Origin of the sequence: Polynucleobacter sp. MWH-UH23A (genome assembly GCF_040409805.1) — a bacterium.
Classification (GTDB): domain Bacteria; phylum Pseudomonadota; class Gammaproteobacteria; order Burkholderiales; family Burkholderiaceae; genus Polynucleobacter.
Map to the genome: position 1 here is coordinate 144,036 of NZ_CP099572.1, position 16,325 is coordinate 160,360.

The following is a 16,325-nucleotide window of genomic DNA, read 5'->3' on the forward strand; positions in this document are numbered from 1 at the left end:
GAATTAAGGCAACAGGCTTAGAAAATTATTTTTTGCCTTTACCTGTCCATAGAACAATAAACAACAAAAGTCCTAGCGCGATAGCGCCTTCAATGACAAACAGTAGCATTGGGTATTCATCAAGTAAATTGGCAATCATGATTTTTAAATATAAATGGCCTCAGGTAAGTTTAGTCGCAATTACAGCAATTTCGATCCTTGCTTTGCTAACAGCGTGTTCAACCCCTCCAACGCGTGGAACAGGTTATCGAGCTAGTGGCGCAGGAGCAGCCCCTTCAACATACAGTTCATCCATCGCAAACTTTAGCGCTGTGTCATGGCAGGTAATTCCAGGGTGGCAGGAGGATGAGTTGGCACAAGCATGGCCAGCATGGCAGAAGAGCTGTGAGGGTTTACTCAAGCGTAATGCACGCAACGGGGAGGTCAATTGGAGACAAGTATGCGCTCAAGCTGCAAGCGTCTCGAACCGGGATTCCCAGGCCATTCGCAGATATTTTGAAAACAACTTTCAAGCATATGAAGTTCGAAACAATTCTGGAACTGATACAGGCTTGATCACTGGTTATTACGAACCAGTGATGAACGGCTCTCAGACAAGAACAAGCACATATAGTGTGCCGCTTTATGCTTATCCTGCTGCTTGGAAAAAATCTAAACCAAATCCAGCACCCGCTCGTGCTGAATTAATTAGCTCAGGAATACTCAAAGGCTCTGAAATTGCTTGGGTTCAAGATCCAGTTGCTGCAGCCTTTATGCAAATTCAAGGTTCAGGAAAAATTCGTCTTGAAGACGGTCGCGTGATGCGTTTAGGTTTTGCAGGAACGAACGACCAGCCGTTTAAATCTTTTGCGCAATGGCTACTAGATCGTAAAGAAATCACAAGAAGTGAAGCGACAATGCAAGGAATTTCACAGTGGGCAAAACGCAATCCAGATCGCGTGAATGAAATGCTTAATGCCAATCCCCGTTTTGTTTTCTTTAAAGAATTACCCAGCAATGTAGATGCCGATTTGGGCCCCACTGGTGCATTAGGCGTGCCATTAACGGGTGAGCGAAGTATTGCTATTGATTTGCAAGCGATGCCACTGGGCGCACCTGTATTTTTAGTAACGACTAGACCTTTAAGTAATCAACCACTGCAAAAGCTGGTTTTTGCGCAAGATACTGGCAAAGCCATTGTCGGTGGGGTGCGAGCCGATTACTATTGGGGATCGGGTGACGCCGCTGGTGAGGCGGCTGGACGCATGAAGCAGAATGGCAGGATGTGGTTGTTGTTACCTCGTTAATACAGCAATCTAAAAAAGATAAACATCAAGTAGAGAGAAAGCAATGAGCTATCAAACAATTTTGACCGAAGTGGAAGATAAGGTTGCCACCATCACATTAAATCGTCCTGAAGTACTAAATGCGCTGAATGATCAATTAATGGACGAGCTTGGCGAAGCCTTGCTTAAGTTTGATGCGGACGACAACATTGGCTGCATCATTGTCACTGGTAATGAAAAGGCATTTGCTGCGGGCGCGGATATCGCTGCTATGGCGAAGCGTAGTTTGCAGGATGTCTATCGACATAATTTTATTTCTCGCAATTGGGAGCACATGCAAAAAGTGCGTAAGCCTGTAATTGCGGCAGTATCTGGATATGCCTTGGGCGGCGGGTGTGAATTAGCAATGATGTGCGACATGATTATGGCTGCTGATAATGCGAAATTTGCGCAACCTGAAATTAAGCTGGGCATCATTCCTGGGGCTGGCGGAACACAGCGTCTTCCTCGTGCCGTATCAAAATCAAAGGCAATGGATTTAGCTTTAACGGGTCGAATGATGGATGCTGCCGAAGCTGAGCGTGCTGGCTTAGTATCGCGAATATTCCCAAAAGCCGATTTGTTAAAAGAAGTTAAGGCAATCGCTAAAGATATCGCTGATATGCCTTTGCTAACAACGATGATGGTGAAAGAGGCTGTAAATACTGCTTACGAAACAACTCTGTCCCAAGGCATTCATTTCGAGCGCCGCTTGTTCCATGCATGCTTTGGAACTAATGATCAAAAAGAAGGGATGGCCGCCTTTATGGAAAAACGCCCCGCTAAATTTACGAATTCTTAGTTCTTAGTGCCTAATTCTTCTCTAAAAAGCGTTGGGCTAATTTGACCCAGTAGTTCACACCTATTGGGATCAGTGCATCATTAAAGTCATAGGAAGGGTTGTGCAGATGGCATGGGCCCATGCCATGACCAGTCGATCGATGATCGCCATCACCGTTGCCTAAAAAGACATAGCAACCAGGTTTCTCTAGCAACATAAAGGCAAAGTCTTCGGCACCCATAGTTGGGTCAATAGATGTATTGACGCGTTGTTTGCCTACTAACTCACTCATCACTTGACTTGCAAACTCCACTTCATTTGCATGATTGATCAAGGGTGGATAGTTTCTAGAAAAGCTAATTTCGGCTTGGCAGTCAAATGCGCCCGCAACGCTATGAGCAACTTCTCTTAAGCGTTGCTCGATTAGATCAAGCACTTCTAAGGTAAACGTACGCACAGTGCCACCAATAAAGGCGCTATCCGGAATGACATTGCTAGTTTCCCCCGCGTGGAATTGCGTTACTGATAGTACTGCAGCATCTACAGGACGTTTATTGCGAGTAATAATGCTTTGCAAAGCTAACACCACTTGCGCACCAGCAAGTACTGGATCAGCGCTGTTGTGCGGAAGAGCGGCATGACCACCTCTGCCGGTGACAGTAATTTCAAATGCATTGCTAGAGGCCATCATTGGCCCTGGCGTTACACCAAAATCACCTTCAGCTAAACCGGGCCAGTTATGCAATCCAAATACGGCATCACAAGGAAATTGTTCAAATAAACCATCTTTGATCATTTCGCGAGCGCCAGCACCACCCTCTTCAGCTGGTTGGAATATAAAAATCACACTACCTTTGAAATCTCGATGATTTGATAAATATTGAGCAGCGCCTAAGAGCATGGCAGTGTGCCCATCATGACCACAGGCGTGCATCTTTCCGGGATTACGTGAAGTATGCGCAAAATTGTTGTGCTCTTGTAAGGGTAGAGCATCCATGTCAGCGCGTAAGCCAATCATCTTGCCGGGACCCAAGTCTCCATCGAGTCGTCCAACGACGCCCGTTTTACCCATTCCTCGAAATACGCTGATACCCCAACTAGAGAGCGCTTCTGCAACGAGATCGGCGGTGCGATTTTCTTCAAAACGCAATTCGGGGTGTGCATGAATATTGCGCCGAATTTCTTGTATCTCTGGCGCGGACTCAATGATTTCTGGAAGTAAATGCATTACTTCATCTTATCCGAAACTGAAATGAAGTGCACCCCAAACCCAAGTACAGGCGAATTCTTATGTATTTAGTGTTGCTAAGCGGGTAGTTGAATATGCTGCGCAGCAAACTCTAGTGCTTCAAGAGAATAGGGTTGATTGTTTAATTTTTGAATGCTCGATGGCAGTGTGGGTATTAGCCCTAAAAATGGCGCATCTATTCGTTCCCGAAGCGTTTCGATGTTTTCACTCAATAAAGCCATTTCCTTATCTAAGGTATTCGCAATCCAACCTGCAAAAGAAAGCTTACGTGCGCGAATTGATTCAATGGTGAGCAGTGCATGATTGATGCATCCCAGTTTCATGCCTACGACCAAGATTACTGGCAACTGAATTTGCTGGACAAAATCACCTAAGTCTTTTTGATCATTTAAAGGTACTAGAAAACCGCCTGCCCCCTCCACAACAACACAACCGTTATCTTTTTGCAGATCTTTGTATGCCTTCAGCATAGTCTCGAGCTCAAGGTGAATACCTTTCGCTTTTGCAACCAAATGCGGTGCTGCTGGAGTATCTAAGGCATAAGGACAGAGACTAAGTTGATCTGGCCCCAGGCTTGAGGCAATTCGTAAAGTTTCGAGATCCTCATTTAAGGGTTGACCATTCTGCCCTGTGTAGGTGCCAGCAACTACCGGCTTAAAACCCACAGCCTGTTTGCCTAATTCTCGAAACTTCAAAATCAAAGCACCGCTTACCAATGTTTTTCCAACTTCAGTATCGGTGCCAGTAATAAAAAAACCAGAAGAAGAGTTCATCAATGAGCCTTTTCTATTACTCGCTGTTCAATAGATTGCAGTGTTCTCACGAGGGCTAGAAGGTCTTCTTCACTATGGTTTGCTGAGAAAGTAATTCGCAAGCGTGAACTACCGATAGGAACGGTAGGTGGCCTGATAGCCGGAATCCAGTACCCCTCCTCATCTAATAGTTTTGCGGCCATCAAAGCATTCGCATTGCTACCTAAAATAATTGGCTGAATCGGTGTGCAAGAAAGTACTTTCTCCCAGCTAGAGAATTTCATTTCTGATCGCCAAATGCTGATCAATTGGTTTAGGTGGGTGCGACGTTTAGCACCTTCTTCGGACTCAATGATTTTCAAGCTTTGCAGCAAAGCATGTGCAATTGCTGGTGGAGTGGCGGTGCTGTAAATATAAGGTCGACCTTTTTGAATAAGCCACTCGATAAAAGTATTTTCTGCGCAGATAAATGCGCCACTGACCCCAGCCGCTTTACCTAAAGTTCCAATGTAGATAATTCGGTCGGAGCAAATTTGCTCTTGCTCTAAAACCCCGTGACCTTGCTTGCCCAATACTCCAAATCCATGGGCATCATCTACCATTAGCAGCGCATCACATTGCTCGGCAATAGCCAGTAATTTTTTTACAGGCGCTAGATCGCCGTCCATACTAAAAACAGCATCCGTCACAATGAGTTTGAGCGCTTTGGTATCTTTTTGAAGATCCTTAAGCAAGAGCTCGGGCTGTGTGTGATCAAAGAGTGTGACACTGGCATTGGTTTGAGCACTTGCTAAACGAACCCCATCAATGAGTGAAGCATGATTGAGCTTGGCAGAATAGATGCTGACATTACCTCGCGGAGCAAGCCTTGCTAGACCAGTAATAGCGGTCAGATTAGCAAGGTATCCCGTGCTGAAAAATAATGCGCGGGCATTGGGAATGTGCGCAGCCTGAAATGCCGCCAACTGTTTTTCTAGTAATTCATGTGCAATGCTATGGCCGCTAATTAAATGGGATGCACCACTACCAACCCCATATCTGCGAGCACCCTCCGCAAGGGCTTCAGTGATTACTGGGTGATTAGCAAGCCCTAGGTAATCATTGCTACAAAAAGCTTTAAGTTCACGATCGCCAACCAATGCTTTCGTATTACAAGGAGTTTCAGTAACGCGCAATTTACGCTTCAGCAATTGCAAATCTAAGTCTGCAATTTGTTCTTCGGCTAGGGTTAATGCCTTAAATGATGAGCTTGATGACTGACTCATGCAAGCGCCTTATCTAAAGCCTTCTTCACCGATTGCCCCATGGATTGAGTCTCTTCTGGAGAAAGGATGTAGGGCGGCATGACATAAATCGTATTGGCAATGGGTCGAATGAGGATGCCCTCAGTCAAGCTATGCGCAAACATTTCTCGGGGGAAAGCGTTTGGATTTTTTAAACAAGATAATTTGATATCAAATGCCAATATCATTCCTTGTTGACGCCAGTGCTCAACTAGTGAATCAGTCTTTGCCCATTCAAAAGCTGCTGCTAGTTCCTTTGAGCGAATTTTATTTTTTTCCAGAACGTTTTCTGATTCAAAAATTTCTAAGCAAGCTAAAGCAGCTGCACAAGCAAGAGGATTTCCAGTGTACGAATGCGAGTGTAGGAAGCCGTGTCGAGTTTGATCTTGATAAAACGCTTGATAGATTTTGTCTGTTGTCATGCACAGTGAAAGTGGGAGATATCCACCGCTAATTCCTTTGGAAAGCGTCAGAAAATCAGGCCAAATCTCAGCATGTTCACAAGCAAAGAATCTACCGCTACGCCCACATCCTACGGCGATTTCATCTGCAATCATATGCACTTCATATTGATCGCATAAGTCTCTCACTAGACGTAAGTATTTAGGTGAATGCATCGCCATTTGACCGGCGCACTGAACTAATGGCTCAACAATGATTGCAGCAATATTTTGATGTTCTTTGGCGAACAACTCTTTTAGTTTTTCTGCTGCATCATTTGCAACATCTTCACCACCCATTCCTTTTTTTGCTTTGCGTGCATCAGGCGATGGTGCAGTAAAAACATTTTGCAAAAGTGACCCATAGGCCTCACGAAAAATAGCAACATCAGTTACTGCTAGCGCACCCAATGTTTCCCCGTGATAACCATTTTCAAGACAAACAAATTTTTTCTTGTTTGGTTTATTGTTGTGTTGCCAAAAGTGGTGGCTCATCTTGAGCGCAATCTCAACAGCAGATGCACCATCAGATGCATAAAAGACATGACCTAAGTGATGATTGGTGAGAGCGGATAATTTTTCAGAAAGTTCCACTACGGGTTGGTGCGTGAAGCCAGCGAGCATCACGTGCTCAATTTTTTCAAGTTGCGCATGAATTGCTTGATTGATGAGAGGATTGGAGTGTCCAAAAAGGTTTGTCCACCAGGAGCTAATGCAATCTAGGAGAGCATTTCCTTGCTCGTCATAAAGCCAGGCCCCTTTTCCTTTTGCGATCGCAATTAAGGGAAAGGACTCGTGGTGCTTCATTTGGGTGCAGGGGTGCCAAACGGCTGCCAGGCTGCGATCAATGAGGGTGGGTTGATTTGGATCAGGAATAACCTTCATATTCGATATTTGACCACTAGTTTTTCCTAATTTCGGCTTCCATCTGTTATGTTTATGCCTGAGATTCACCTATTTTTTGGAATTTACCCATGCTGGACGTGCAAACTGTTGAAAAGCCCCTCACTCAGATCAAATCCATGACAGATTTGCGAAAAGAGCTTAATGCGGAATGTGAGTGGACACTAACTAAAGTGGAGGCTTTGTTTGCCCTGCCTTTTAACGAGTTGATGCTGAAAGCCCAAGAGACCCATAAGGCTTACTTTCCTGAGGGTGATGTGGAATTGGCGACCCTATTGTCAATTAAGACTGGCGGTTGCCCTGAAGACTGCGGTTATTGCCCCCAAGCAGCTCGCTATGACACCGATGTGAAGGCGGAAAAGTTAATGGGGCTAGAGGAAGTTTTGGAAGCTGCTAAAGCAGCTAAAGCGGCAGGGTCAAATCGTTTTTGTATGGGTGCGGCATGGCGTGAACCCAAAGATCGCGATATTGAAAAAGTGACTGCGATGATTAAAGGTGTCAAGGCATTGGGTCTTGAAACTTGCGCAACTTTAGGAATGTTGGAAGCCGATCAAGCTAAAGCATTATCAGAAGCAGGTCTCGATTTTTACAATCACAACCTCGATACAAGTGAAGATTTTTATCGCTCTGTTATTTCTACTCGTGGTTATCAAGATAGATTAGATACGATTTCAAATGTGCGTTCAGCTGGTATGTCAGTATGTTGTGGTGGCATCGTTGGCATGGGTGAATCACGTGAACAACGCGCTGCATTTTTGACGCGCTTAGCGAACTTGAGTCCATATCCAGAATCCGTTCCTATTAATCATTTAGTTCCAGTTGCAGGTACGCCATTAGCAGATCAAAAACCGTTGGACCAATTGGAATTTGTAAGAACAATTGCGGTTGCACGAATCACAATGCCTAAAGCACGAGTGCGTTTATCAGCTGGTCGCCAAGAGCTCGGAAGAGCTGTTCAGGCTATGTGTTTCTTGGCTGGTGCGAATTCTATTTTCTATGGTGAGCAACTACTCACTACCGGTAATCCCGAGGCAGAGCAAGATCGTGCACTCTTAGCGGAGCTGGGTTTAAAGACAAAGCAAAGCTGCAAAGCAGAGGTTTTGGTTTAAGTTATTTTTTAGCCAATGACGCCCATTGATCGACTGATTATTGAGTTTGATACCGCTCTGCGATCGGTGGTTGGTGGTGCAAATGCTAGCCGACCAACACCAGACGCTCAGTCAACTACAAAACATTCTCTTGATGCTGCTGAGCGTAAACATGCGGCTGGATTGATGCGCGTAAATCACGTTGGTGAAGTTTGTGCACAAGCACTTTATCAATCGCAAAAATTAGTTGCACGCGATCCTCAAATAAGAGAAATGCTAGAGCATTCTGCGCAAGAAGAAATGGATCACTTAGCCTGGTGTGAAACTCGTCTTAAAGAGTTAGATTCGCATACAAGTTATCTAAATCCATTTTGGTATGCAGGATCTTTTGCAATAGGTTTGTTAGCTGGTTTAGCTGGTGACAAATGGAGTTTAGGATTTGTTGCTGAAACAGAAAAACAAGTCGAAGCACATCTTGAAAATCATCTAGACAAATTACCAATAGATGATCAACGTTCTCGTGCAATTGTTGATCAAATGCGTATCGATGAGATTGAGCATGGACAGGCTGCTTTGCATGCTGGCGGTGTCACCCTTCCTGAGCCAATTCAGAAGATTATGCAAGCAGTCTCAAAGCTAATGACAACGACTGCTTACAAAATTTAGTATTTAAAAAATCGAATAATTTATTTAATACTGGACATAAACACAGTATTTCTTAGATTATTAGGCTTTATATCTAAGATAATGTCTTAAGTATATTTTCCAAGCCATTGTTTTAAGTAGCTATTTTATTAGCATCATTTTATCAACATACGACGCTAAGTGTTTGTAAACATTAGAGAAATTCCTAAAAAAATACCCAAAAACACTTGACCCTAATATGCCGATCCTCTAAAGTGGGAGGAAGTGTGAAAAAGTGGGGTAAATGGTGTTTCAAGGTGCGTCAGCTCTCAATTTAGATGCAAAAGGCCGGATGTCGATTCCGGCAAAGCATCGTGACGCCCTTTTGGTGCAAGGCGATGGTCGCGTTACGCTCACCAAGCATCCCGATGGCTGTTTGCTACTTTTTCCAAGACCAGAATGGGAAAGTTTCCGATCTAGGGTTGCCCAACTTCCAATGGACGCACATTGGTGGCGTCGTATTTTCTTGGGCAATGCCGCGGAGATTGATCTTGATAGCGCCGGTCGAGTTTTAGTAAGTCCAGAGTTACGCGCTGCAGCAGGTATTGAAAAAGAAGTGATCTTGCTTGGTATGGGAAGTCACTTGGAGTTATGGGATGCGGCAACCTATGCTGCAAAAGAACAGGCTGCGATTGCACAAGGCATGCCTGAAGCACTCAAGCAATTTAATTTTTGATGACGGAGTGCTATGAACATAACTCATCGCCCAGTGTTACTGGCCGAGGCGGTGACGGCGCTGATCAATGGCCCGCTCATTCAGAATCAAAACCAAAACTTAACAAAAAATATCTTAGTCATCGACGGAACTTTTGGTCGCGGTGGTCACACGCAAGCGTTGCTCAAGGAGTTGCCAAATTCAGCGCGTATGATTTCCTTCGACAAAGATTTGGACGCAATCGCAGTAGCGAAGCAGATCAACGATCCGCGTCTAACAATCATTCACGACAGCTTTGCGCAGATGGATCAGTATACGCAAGCAGGATCGGTCGATGGTATTTTGTTGGATCTCGGGATCAGCTCTCCACAAGTAGACGAAGCGCATCGCGGTTTCTCATTTCGTCGAGAAGGTCCGCTCGACATGCGCATGAATACCAATCAAGGTATGACAGCATCAGAGTGGTTAGAGCAAGCTCCGCAAGAGGAAATCACACACGTGATTAAAACTTACGGGGAAGAGCGTTTCGCATTTCAGATTGCTAAAGCTATCGTAGCTAAGCGAGAGCAGGGCTTGTCTCCAAAAACAACTACCCAGTTAGCAAATTTGGTTGCAAGCGTGGTTCGCACTCGCGAAGCGGGTCAAGATCCCGCGACAAGAACTTTTCAAGCGCTGCGTATTTTCATCAATCGCGAACTAGAAGATTTGGAGTTGGGACTTAAAGCTGCATTGAAGCTATTGAAACCAGGGGCTCGACTTGCGGTGATTAGCTTTCATTCTTTGGAAGATCGAATCGTAAAACAGTTTTTACAGTCTCATTCAACAGTTGAAGTACCGCGTGGTTTGCCGGTGCGAGAAAAAGATTTGCCACAAAGTGCATTAGAAATTATTGGGCGAGTTAAGCCAAGTGATGCTGAGGTTGCTGATAACCCTCGTGCACGTTCGGCGATCATGCGTGTCGCTGAAAAACGCATTGGAGCGGTCGCATGAATCGCGCCACTCTAACATTGCTGGCTTTGTTACTAATCTGCGCCTTATCACTAGTAGCCGCGCAACAACGTGCGCGTAAGCTATTCATCACTTTAGAGCGTGCTCAAATAGAAGAGCGTAAATTGAATCAAGAATGGTTGCGTTTGGAGTATGAGCAGCGCAATCTCTCTAAGTCTGCCCGTATTCGTGATGTCGCACGAAATCAATTACATATGATTCCGATTTCTCCTGAGCGGACTTTGTACTTAAAGGAGGCTCAATGAGGTCAGTTGGGTTTTCTACTACGCCAAATCTAGTTTTGCGTTTGCCAATGTGGCGCTCAAGACTCATGCTGTTTCTTTTGTTTCTTGTTTTTATGATGCTTCTGTTGAGAGCATTTTGGATTCAAGGTCCAGGGAATGCATTTTATGAGGCTAAAGGTGTGCGTGGTACGCAACGCGAGTTGGAGTTACCGGCGAGCCGCGGCAAAATTTTGGACCGCAATGGCCAAGTAATTGCTACCAGTCTCGAGGCTAAATCCATCATTGCCTACAATGACACAGTTCCTGATGATTTGCCATTCGATAAGCTTCAGAAGCTTGCTAGCTTATTGCAATTAAGTAAAACAGATTTGCGTAAAAAATTAAATGAAGAACGTAAACAAGTCTTCTTGAAGCGTCAGGTAGATCCTGCGATTGCGCAACAAATCATGCAACTAGAAATTCCTGGAATTGGTTTAAATAACGAATATAGACGCTTTTATCCTGAGGGCGAAGCAATGGCCCACGTAGTTGGTTTTACAAACGTCAACGATAAGGGACAGGAAGGCATGGAGCTTTCGAGGGAAAAAGACTTGGCTGCCCATCCTGGTCAAAGACGCGTGGTAGTTGATCGACTTGGGCGTGTAGTTGAGGATATTGCAATTGAACAGCTGCCTCAAAATGGAAAAGATTTGCAACTTTCCATCGACAGCAAAATTCAATTCTTGGCATACAACGCAGTCAAGAGTGCTGTTGAGCAGCATCGTGCAAAAGCTGGTGGAGCTGTAGTTCTAGATACGCAAACAGGAGAAATATTAGCGCTCGCAAATTACCCAAGCTATAACCCCAATGATCGAAGAAATTTAAGTGGTGAGCAATTGCGTAATCGCGTATTGACTGACACATTTGAGCCTGGATCGACTATGAAGCCATTAACGGTTGCCATTGCGCTCGAAAAGGGATCTGTGGCTCCTAATACCAGTATGGTCATTGGAGCTAAATACCTTGTTGGTCCCAAGCCAATTACCGACACGCATCCTTATGACAATTTAACGGTTGCTCAGGTTATTCAGAAATCAAGCAATATCGGTACAGCAAAAATTGCGATGAATAATCTCTCGCCAGAAGAAATGTGGGATTTCTATACGGCCGTTGGTTTAGGTCAGTCGCCTAAAATTGGATTCCCTGGCGCTGTTGCTGGCACAGTACACCCATATAAAAAATGGGTGCCAACAGATCAAGCGCGTATTGCGTTTGGATACGGCATTTCTGCCTCTTTATTCCAGGTGGCACGTGCATACACCATTTTTGCCCGAGATGGCGAGTTGGTTCCATTAACAATTGAACGAAGCCCAGACCTCAAGTCAGGTACTCGAGTTCTTTCAGCTAAAACAGCAATTGAGATGCGCGAAATGTTAGAAGCTGTCACTGAACCAGGCGGTACTGCTGTGAAAGCTCAAGCAGAGGGCTATCGAGTTGGCGGTAAAACTGGAACAGCTCATAAATTGGTCGGCAAAGGGTACGGCAATAAATATCGTGCTTACTTTGCGGGTCTTGCTCCTATAAGTGCTCCACGAATTGTGGTTGCTGTCATGATTGATGAGCCAACTGGTGGAAGTCACTATGGTGGCGATGTGGCTGCGCCGGTGTTTTCAACCATTGTTGGAGAGACTCTAAGAACATTAAATATTCCTCCAGATAGCAAAGTAAAGCAAATGGCGCTTGATGATAAGAGCCCTTCAGAAGTTCGTACTGCAAATGCGCAGACTCAACATGCGGTCTTAAAACGATGAGGACGATGTTGAATATAAATCCCGATCACTTGGTTGAGCGCTTACATTCCTTAGTAAATTCTTCTGCAAAGGTAAGCGCTGACAGTCGTCAGATTCGTCCTGGCGATATCTTTTTTGCCTACCCGGTAGGTCATGGGAATGCATTGCGTGATGGTCGTCAATTTATTGATGCTGCGCTGGAGGCTGGTGCGGCATGCATTGTATTCGATCCTTTAGGTAATTCCGATTGTTACGCTCGTTATATGGAACATCCGCAATGTGTTGCAGTTGAGAACTTAGCTGGACTTGCTGGAAGGTTTTGCTCAGAGTGGTATGGCAACCCAAGCAAACAATTGCGCATGATTGGGGTCACTGGAACAAATGGTAAAACCAGCGTAACCCAATGGCTTGCAAAAGCGTTGGATACACCAAGTCACCGTACAGCGGTACTGGGAACTCTGGGGACAGGATTTCCTGGTTCTTTGCAAAAAACAGGATATACAACCCCAGATGCTCCGAAATTGCAGACGCAATTAAAAGAATTATTGGACGCAGGCGCAAAACAAGTCGCAATGGAAGTATCGTCTCATGCTTTAGATCAAGATCGTATTGCGGGAACTGCATTTAATTGCGCGGTATTTACCAATTTGACGCAAGATCATTTGGATTATCACGCCAATATGGCTGATTATGCGCAAGCAAAAGCCAAGTTATTTGCTCAGCCAGGCTTACAGCATGCAGTGATCAATTTGGATGATGCTTTTGGCCGTGAATTGGCTATGAATCTCTTGGTTAAAGATGCCCTAAAGGTCTGGGCCTTCGCACTCAATAAAGATGCTTTCCAGGGATTTGAAAAGTTTGGTGATCGCTTACAAAGAATTTATGCAGCTGATAGCTCATTCAGACATTCGGGTTATGACTCTACCTTTGTTTTAGATGGAGTTGGCCAAGAAAATCTTCATATTCCGCTGCTTGGAGATTTCAATTTAAGTAATGCACTCGCAGTGTGGGCAACGTTGCTAACCCAAGGTTTAAGCATTGCTGAATCAAGTGGTCGTGTAGGTCGGTTGGAGTCTGTTGTTGGCCGTATGGAATTGATTACATTTAGTAAAAATGCAAAATCTGACGGACTTCTAGCGGTAGTCGATTATGCGCACACTCCTGATGCCCTGCAGAAAGTATTAAGAGCCTTGCGCCCTATCGCTGAACAACGTAATGGAAAAATTTGGTGTGTATTTGGGTGCGGTGGAGATCGGGATTCGGGCAAGCGTTCTCAGATGGGTGCTATTGCAGAGCAGTTTGCCGATCAAATTGTGATCACTAGCGATAACCCAAGATCAGAAGATCCTTTGCAAATTATTCAAATGATTCGCAAAGGAATTAAATCTCCTAGTGCTAATGTACAAGAGATTCCTGATCGCGCAGCTGCCATCATGGCCGCAATTCGTCATGCTGATACGCGTGACATCGTATTGGTTGCTGGCAAAGGCCATGAAACTACTCAGGAAATTGGTGATAAGCGTTTTGATTTTTCAGATCAAGAACATATTCGCCTTGCAGCAGGGGGTCTAGTCTAATGACTGCGATGACTACTCTCGCTCATGTTCACGCAATGTTACCTGGCAGTCATTTATTAAATATTTCTGCAAAAGAGGCAGAGAAATTAATGTTGACCAGAGTGGGAACCGATAGTCGTCAGATTGACTCTGGTGAATTGTTTATTGCTTTAACTGGCGAACGCTTTGATGCGCATGATTTCTTGAGTGATGTTGCTAATTCTGGGGCAGGCGCTGCGCTCGTGAGCGATGCCAAGAAATGTCCAGATAATCTGCCAGCCGTATGCGTGCCCGATACCCGCTTAGGTCTTGGTGAGCTAGCAAAAGCGTGGCGTGCAAGCCATGCTATTCCTTTGGCTCTAGTAACTGGAAGCAATGGGAAGACTACCGTTAAAGAAATGATCGCTGCAATATTTATAGCGGCGGCAGGTGAGGCCCGAACATTGGTGACTAAAGGTAATCTTAATAATGAGATTGGCTTGCCATTAACACTATTAAAACTGCGCTCAACAGATACCCTTGCAGTAGTTGAGCTTGGTATGAATCACCCCGGCGAAACTGCTCAGTTGGCCTCGATAGCACAGGCAAATATCGCCCTAATCAATAACGCACAACGCGAGCACCAAGAGTTTATGGAGACCGTTGCTGCAGTTGCGGAAGAGCATGCCGATGTTATTCGAGCATTGCCAAAAAATGGAATTGCAGTATTTCCGGCTGATTCAGAATTTTCAGGAGTTTGGAAAACAGCTGCGGAGGGTCGCAAGGTAATAGATTTTCAATTGACATCTATCTCGTCAAGCTCGGATGCGGCAGTAAGCGGTCACCAACTTAATAATGGTTGTGTGCAGATTAATCTTGGTGCACATTCAATCGAAGTTCAATTAAATACGCTAGGTGCTCACAACGTGCGTAATGCATTGGCAGCTAGCGCTGTGGCATTAGCCGCAGGAATTTCTTCTGAAAAAATCAAGCAAGGACTTGAAGCGTTTACCCCAGTTAATGGTCGCATGCAGATCAAACTTTCTGACTCTAAGTACACGTTAATTGATGACAGTTACAACGCTAACCCCGATTCAGTCAGGGCCGCAATCGATGCCCTAAAGCAATCGGTTGGTATTTCATGGCTTGTTTTGGGTGATATGGGTGAAGTAGGTAATCAAGGCCCTGAATTTCATCGGGAAGTCGGAGCCTACGCTGCGGAACAAGGAATTGCAAAGTTGTTTGCATTAGGCGAGCAGTGCGTATTTGCTGTAAATGGTTTTGACTCAACAAAAACAGCCATAGGCTCGAGTGCTGGCCATTTCACAAGTATTGAGGATTTGATTTCGAAACTGAATGAAGAATTACGTTCGCATTTGGCTGACGGTAATCAGCATTTAAATATTTTAGTTAAAGGTTCACGATTTATGCGCATGGAGCGTGTAGTGCAAGCCTTGTTAGAGGAGGCTAAAACATGCTCTTAATATTGGCGCAGTGGTTACAAGAAGACTTTGGATTTTTCCGCGTCTTCAACTACATCACCTTTAGGGCGGTCATGGCTACCGTAACAGCTTTGTTGATTGGCTTGGCTGCTGGGCCTTGGGTGATTCGTAAATTAGCTGAACTCAAAATGGGTCAGGCGGTTCGTACCGATGGACCTCAAACTCACTTAGTTAAATCTGGCACACCCACTATGGGCGGCGTCTTAATTCTGATTGGAATCTTTGTTTCATGCATGCTTTGGGCAGATTTAAGCAATCGCTTTATCTGGATCGTCATGATTGTGACTTTTGGTTTTGGCGCAATTGGTTGGGTAGATGACTATCGGAAGGTAGCTCGTAAAGACCCTAAAGGTATGGCCTCTCGTGAAAAATTTTTTTGGCAAACCTTGATTGGGTTATTTGCCGCAATTTATCTAGCATTCTCGGTGTCCGAGGTAAACAACCTAAAAGTATTGCAATTATTTTATGAATGGCTCAAGAGTGGTTTTGCTCTAGATTTACCAGCAAAGACCGATCTATTGATCCCATTTATGAAAGAAGTAAGTTATCCACTAGGGATGATGGGCTTCATCATTCTGAGTTACTTAGTGATCGTAGGTAGTAGCAACGCGGTCAACTTAACGGATGGTCTTGATGGATTGGTGATCATGCCGGTGATTTTGGTGGGCGCGGCGCTAGGCGCTTTTGCCTATGTAATGGGTAATGCCATTTATGCGAAATATCTTCTATTTCCATACATCCCAGGCGCTGGTGAGCTCATGATTTTCTGTGGGGCTATGGGCGGCGCTGGTCTTGCTTTCCTTTGGTACAACACACATCCAGCCCAGGTATTTATGGGTGATGTCGGTGCATTGGCTTTGGGTGGCGCGCTCGGAACGATTGCAGTGATTGTTCGCCAAGAGATTGTTTTGTTCGTGATGGGCGGAATTTTTGTTGCCGAAACACTTTCAGTAATGCTCCAAGTGTTTTGGTTCAAGCTCACTAAAAAGCATTTTGGTGAAGGACGCCGTATTTTCCGTATGGCTCCTTTGCATCATCACTTCGAACTAGGTGGATGGAAAGAAACGCAAGTAGTTGTGCGCTTTTGGATCATTACGATTTTGTTGGTACTAATTGGTTTATCCAGTTTGAAATTACGGTGAGCCAAA

The 16,325-nt window shown here is 44.8% G+C and carries 15 protein-coding genes; 11 read left to right on the top strand and 4 right to left on the bottom strand.

Annotated elements, in window-relative coordinates; translation table 11 throughout:
* Positions 1 to 137: 137 nt before the first annotated feature.
* Both NHB35_RS00830 and NHB35_RS00835 read left to right on the top strand, forming a co-directional pair.
* Positions 138 to 1,286, top strand: a complete 1,149-nt coding sequence (locus NHB35_RS00830; protein ID WP_353432475.1) for an MltA domain-containing protein — start codon at positions 138 to 140, stop codon at positions 1,284 to 1,286.
* Between the two features lie 43 nt (positions 1,287 to 1,329).
* The gene (locus NHB35_RS00835) at positions 1,330 to 2,106 is read left to right on the top strand and encodes an enoyl-CoA hydratase (RefSeq protein WP_353432476.1); all 777 of its coding nucleotides are present in this window, start codon (positions 1,330 to 1,332) and stop codon (positions 2,104 to 2,106) included.
* Between the two features lie 10 nt (positions 2,107 to 2,116).
* Here the strand turns inward: NHB35_RS00835 and NHB35_RS00840 are convergent, their stop codons facing one another.
* The 4 genes from NHB35_RS00840 to bioA all read right to left on the bottom strand — a co-directional run bounded on the left by NHB35_RS00840 (position 2,117) and on the right by bioA (position 6,694).
* Complete coding sequence (locus NHB35_RS00840) at positions 2,117 to 3,313, bottom strand: M20 aminoacylase family protein (RefSeq protein WP_353432478.1); 1,197 nt, start codon at positions 3,311 to 3,313, stop codon at positions 2,117 to 2,119.
* A gap of 77 nt (positions 3,314 to 3,390) precedes the next feature.
* Entirely contained in the window at positions 3,391 to 4,107 is a 717-nt protein-coding gene (gene bioD, locus NHB35_RS00845) for a dethiobiotin synthase (RefSeq protein ID WP_353432479.1), read from the bottom strand.
* A complete protein-coding gene (locus NHB35_RS00850) occupies positions 4,107 to 5,351 on the bottom strand; it encodes an 8-amino-7-oxononanoate synthase (RefSeq protein ID WP_353432480.1) in 1,245 nt (414 codons plus the stop codon). Before NHB35_RS00850 ends, bioD begins: the two co-directional genes overlap by 1 nt.
* Positions 5,348 to 6,694: an adenosylmethionine--8-amino-7-oxononanoate transaminase gene (gene bioA / locus NHB35_RS00855; protein ID WP_353432481.1), complete on the bottom strand. Its 1,347-nt coding sequence runs from the start codon at positions 6,692 to 6,694 to the stop codon at positions 5,348 to 5,350. The genes NHB35_RS00850 and bioA overlap by 4 nt, the downstream gene beginning before the upstream one ends.
* A gap of 137 nt (positions 6,695 to 6,831) precedes the next feature.
* Here bioA and bioB point away from each other — a divergent pair, with 137 nt between their 5' ends.
* From bioB to mraY, 9 genes are all read left to right on the top strand, one after another.
* Complete coding sequence (gene bioB / locus NHB35_RS00860; RefSeq protein WP_353433358.1) at positions 6,832 to 7,821, top strand: biotin synthase BioB; 990 nt, start codon at positions 6,832 to 6,834, stop codon at positions 7,819 to 7,821.
* Positions 7,822 to 7,836: 15 nt separating this feature from the next.
* Positions 7,837 to 8,466 carry a 2-polyprenyl-3-methyl-6-methoxy-1,4-benzoquinone monooxygenase gene (gene coq7, locus NHB35_RS00865; RefSeq protein WP_353432483.1) on the top strand — a complete coding sequence of 210 codons (630 nt, stop codon included), beginning with the start codon at positions 7,837 to 7,839 and terminating at the stop codon, positions 8,464 to 8,466.
* Between the two features lie 265 nt (positions 8,467 to 8,731).
* Positions 8,732 to 9,160, top strand: a complete 429-nt coding sequence (gene mraZ, locus NHB35_RS00870; RefSeq protein ID WP_353433359.1) for a division/cell wall cluster transcriptional repressor MraZ — start codon at positions 8,732 to 8,734, stop codon at positions 9,158 to 9,160.
* A gap of 12 nt (positions 9,161 to 9,172) precedes the next feature.
* On the top strand, positions 9,173 to 10,129 hold the full coding sequence (gene rsmH / locus NHB35_RS00875; RefSeq protein ID WP_353432484.1) for a 16S rRNA (cytosine(1402)-N(4))-methyltransferase RsmH: 957 nt from the start codon (positions 9,173 to 9,175) through the stop codon (positions 10,127 to 10,129).
* Entirely contained in the window at positions 10,126 to 10,392 is a 267-nt protein-coding gene (gene ftsL / locus NHB35_RS00880) for a cell division protein FtsL (RefSeq protein WP_353432485.1), read from the top strand. Before rsmH ends, ftsL begins: the two co-directional genes overlap by 4 nt.
* Positions 10,389 to 12,161 carry a penicillin-binding protein 2 gene (locus NHB35_RS00885; protein ID WP_353432486.1) on the top strand — a complete coding sequence of 591 codons (1,773 nt, stop codon included), beginning with the start codon at positions 10,389 to 10,391 and terminating at the stop codon, positions 12,159 to 12,161. The genes ftsL and NHB35_RS00885 overlap by 4 nt, the downstream gene beginning before the upstream one ends.
* Before the next feature lie 5 nt (positions 12,162 to 12,166).
* Entirely contained in the window at positions 12,167 to 13,717 is a 1,551-nt protein-coding gene (locus NHB35_RS00890; protein ID WP_353432488.1) for a UDP-N-acetylmuramoyl-L-alanyl-D-glutamate--2,6-diaminopimelate ligase, read from the top strand.
* Positions 13,717 to 15,159: a UDP-N-acetylmuramoyl-tripeptide--D-alanyl-D-alanine ligase gene (gene murF / locus NHB35_RS00895; RefSeq protein ID WP_353432490.1), complete on the top strand. Its 1,443-nt coding sequence runs from the start codon at positions 13,717 to 13,719 to the stop codon at positions 15,157 to 15,159. Before NHB35_RS00890 ends, murF begins: the two co-directional genes overlap by 1 nt.
* Positions 15,150 to 16,319, top strand: a complete 1,170-nt coding sequence (gene mraY, locus NHB35_RS00900) for a phospho-N-acetylmuramoyl-pentapeptide-transferase (protein ID WP_353432491.1) — start codon at positions 15,150 to 15,152, stop codon at positions 16,317 to 16,319. Before murF ends, mraY begins: the two co-directional genes overlap by 10 nt.
* Positions 16,320 to 16,325 lie beyond the last annotated feature (6 nt).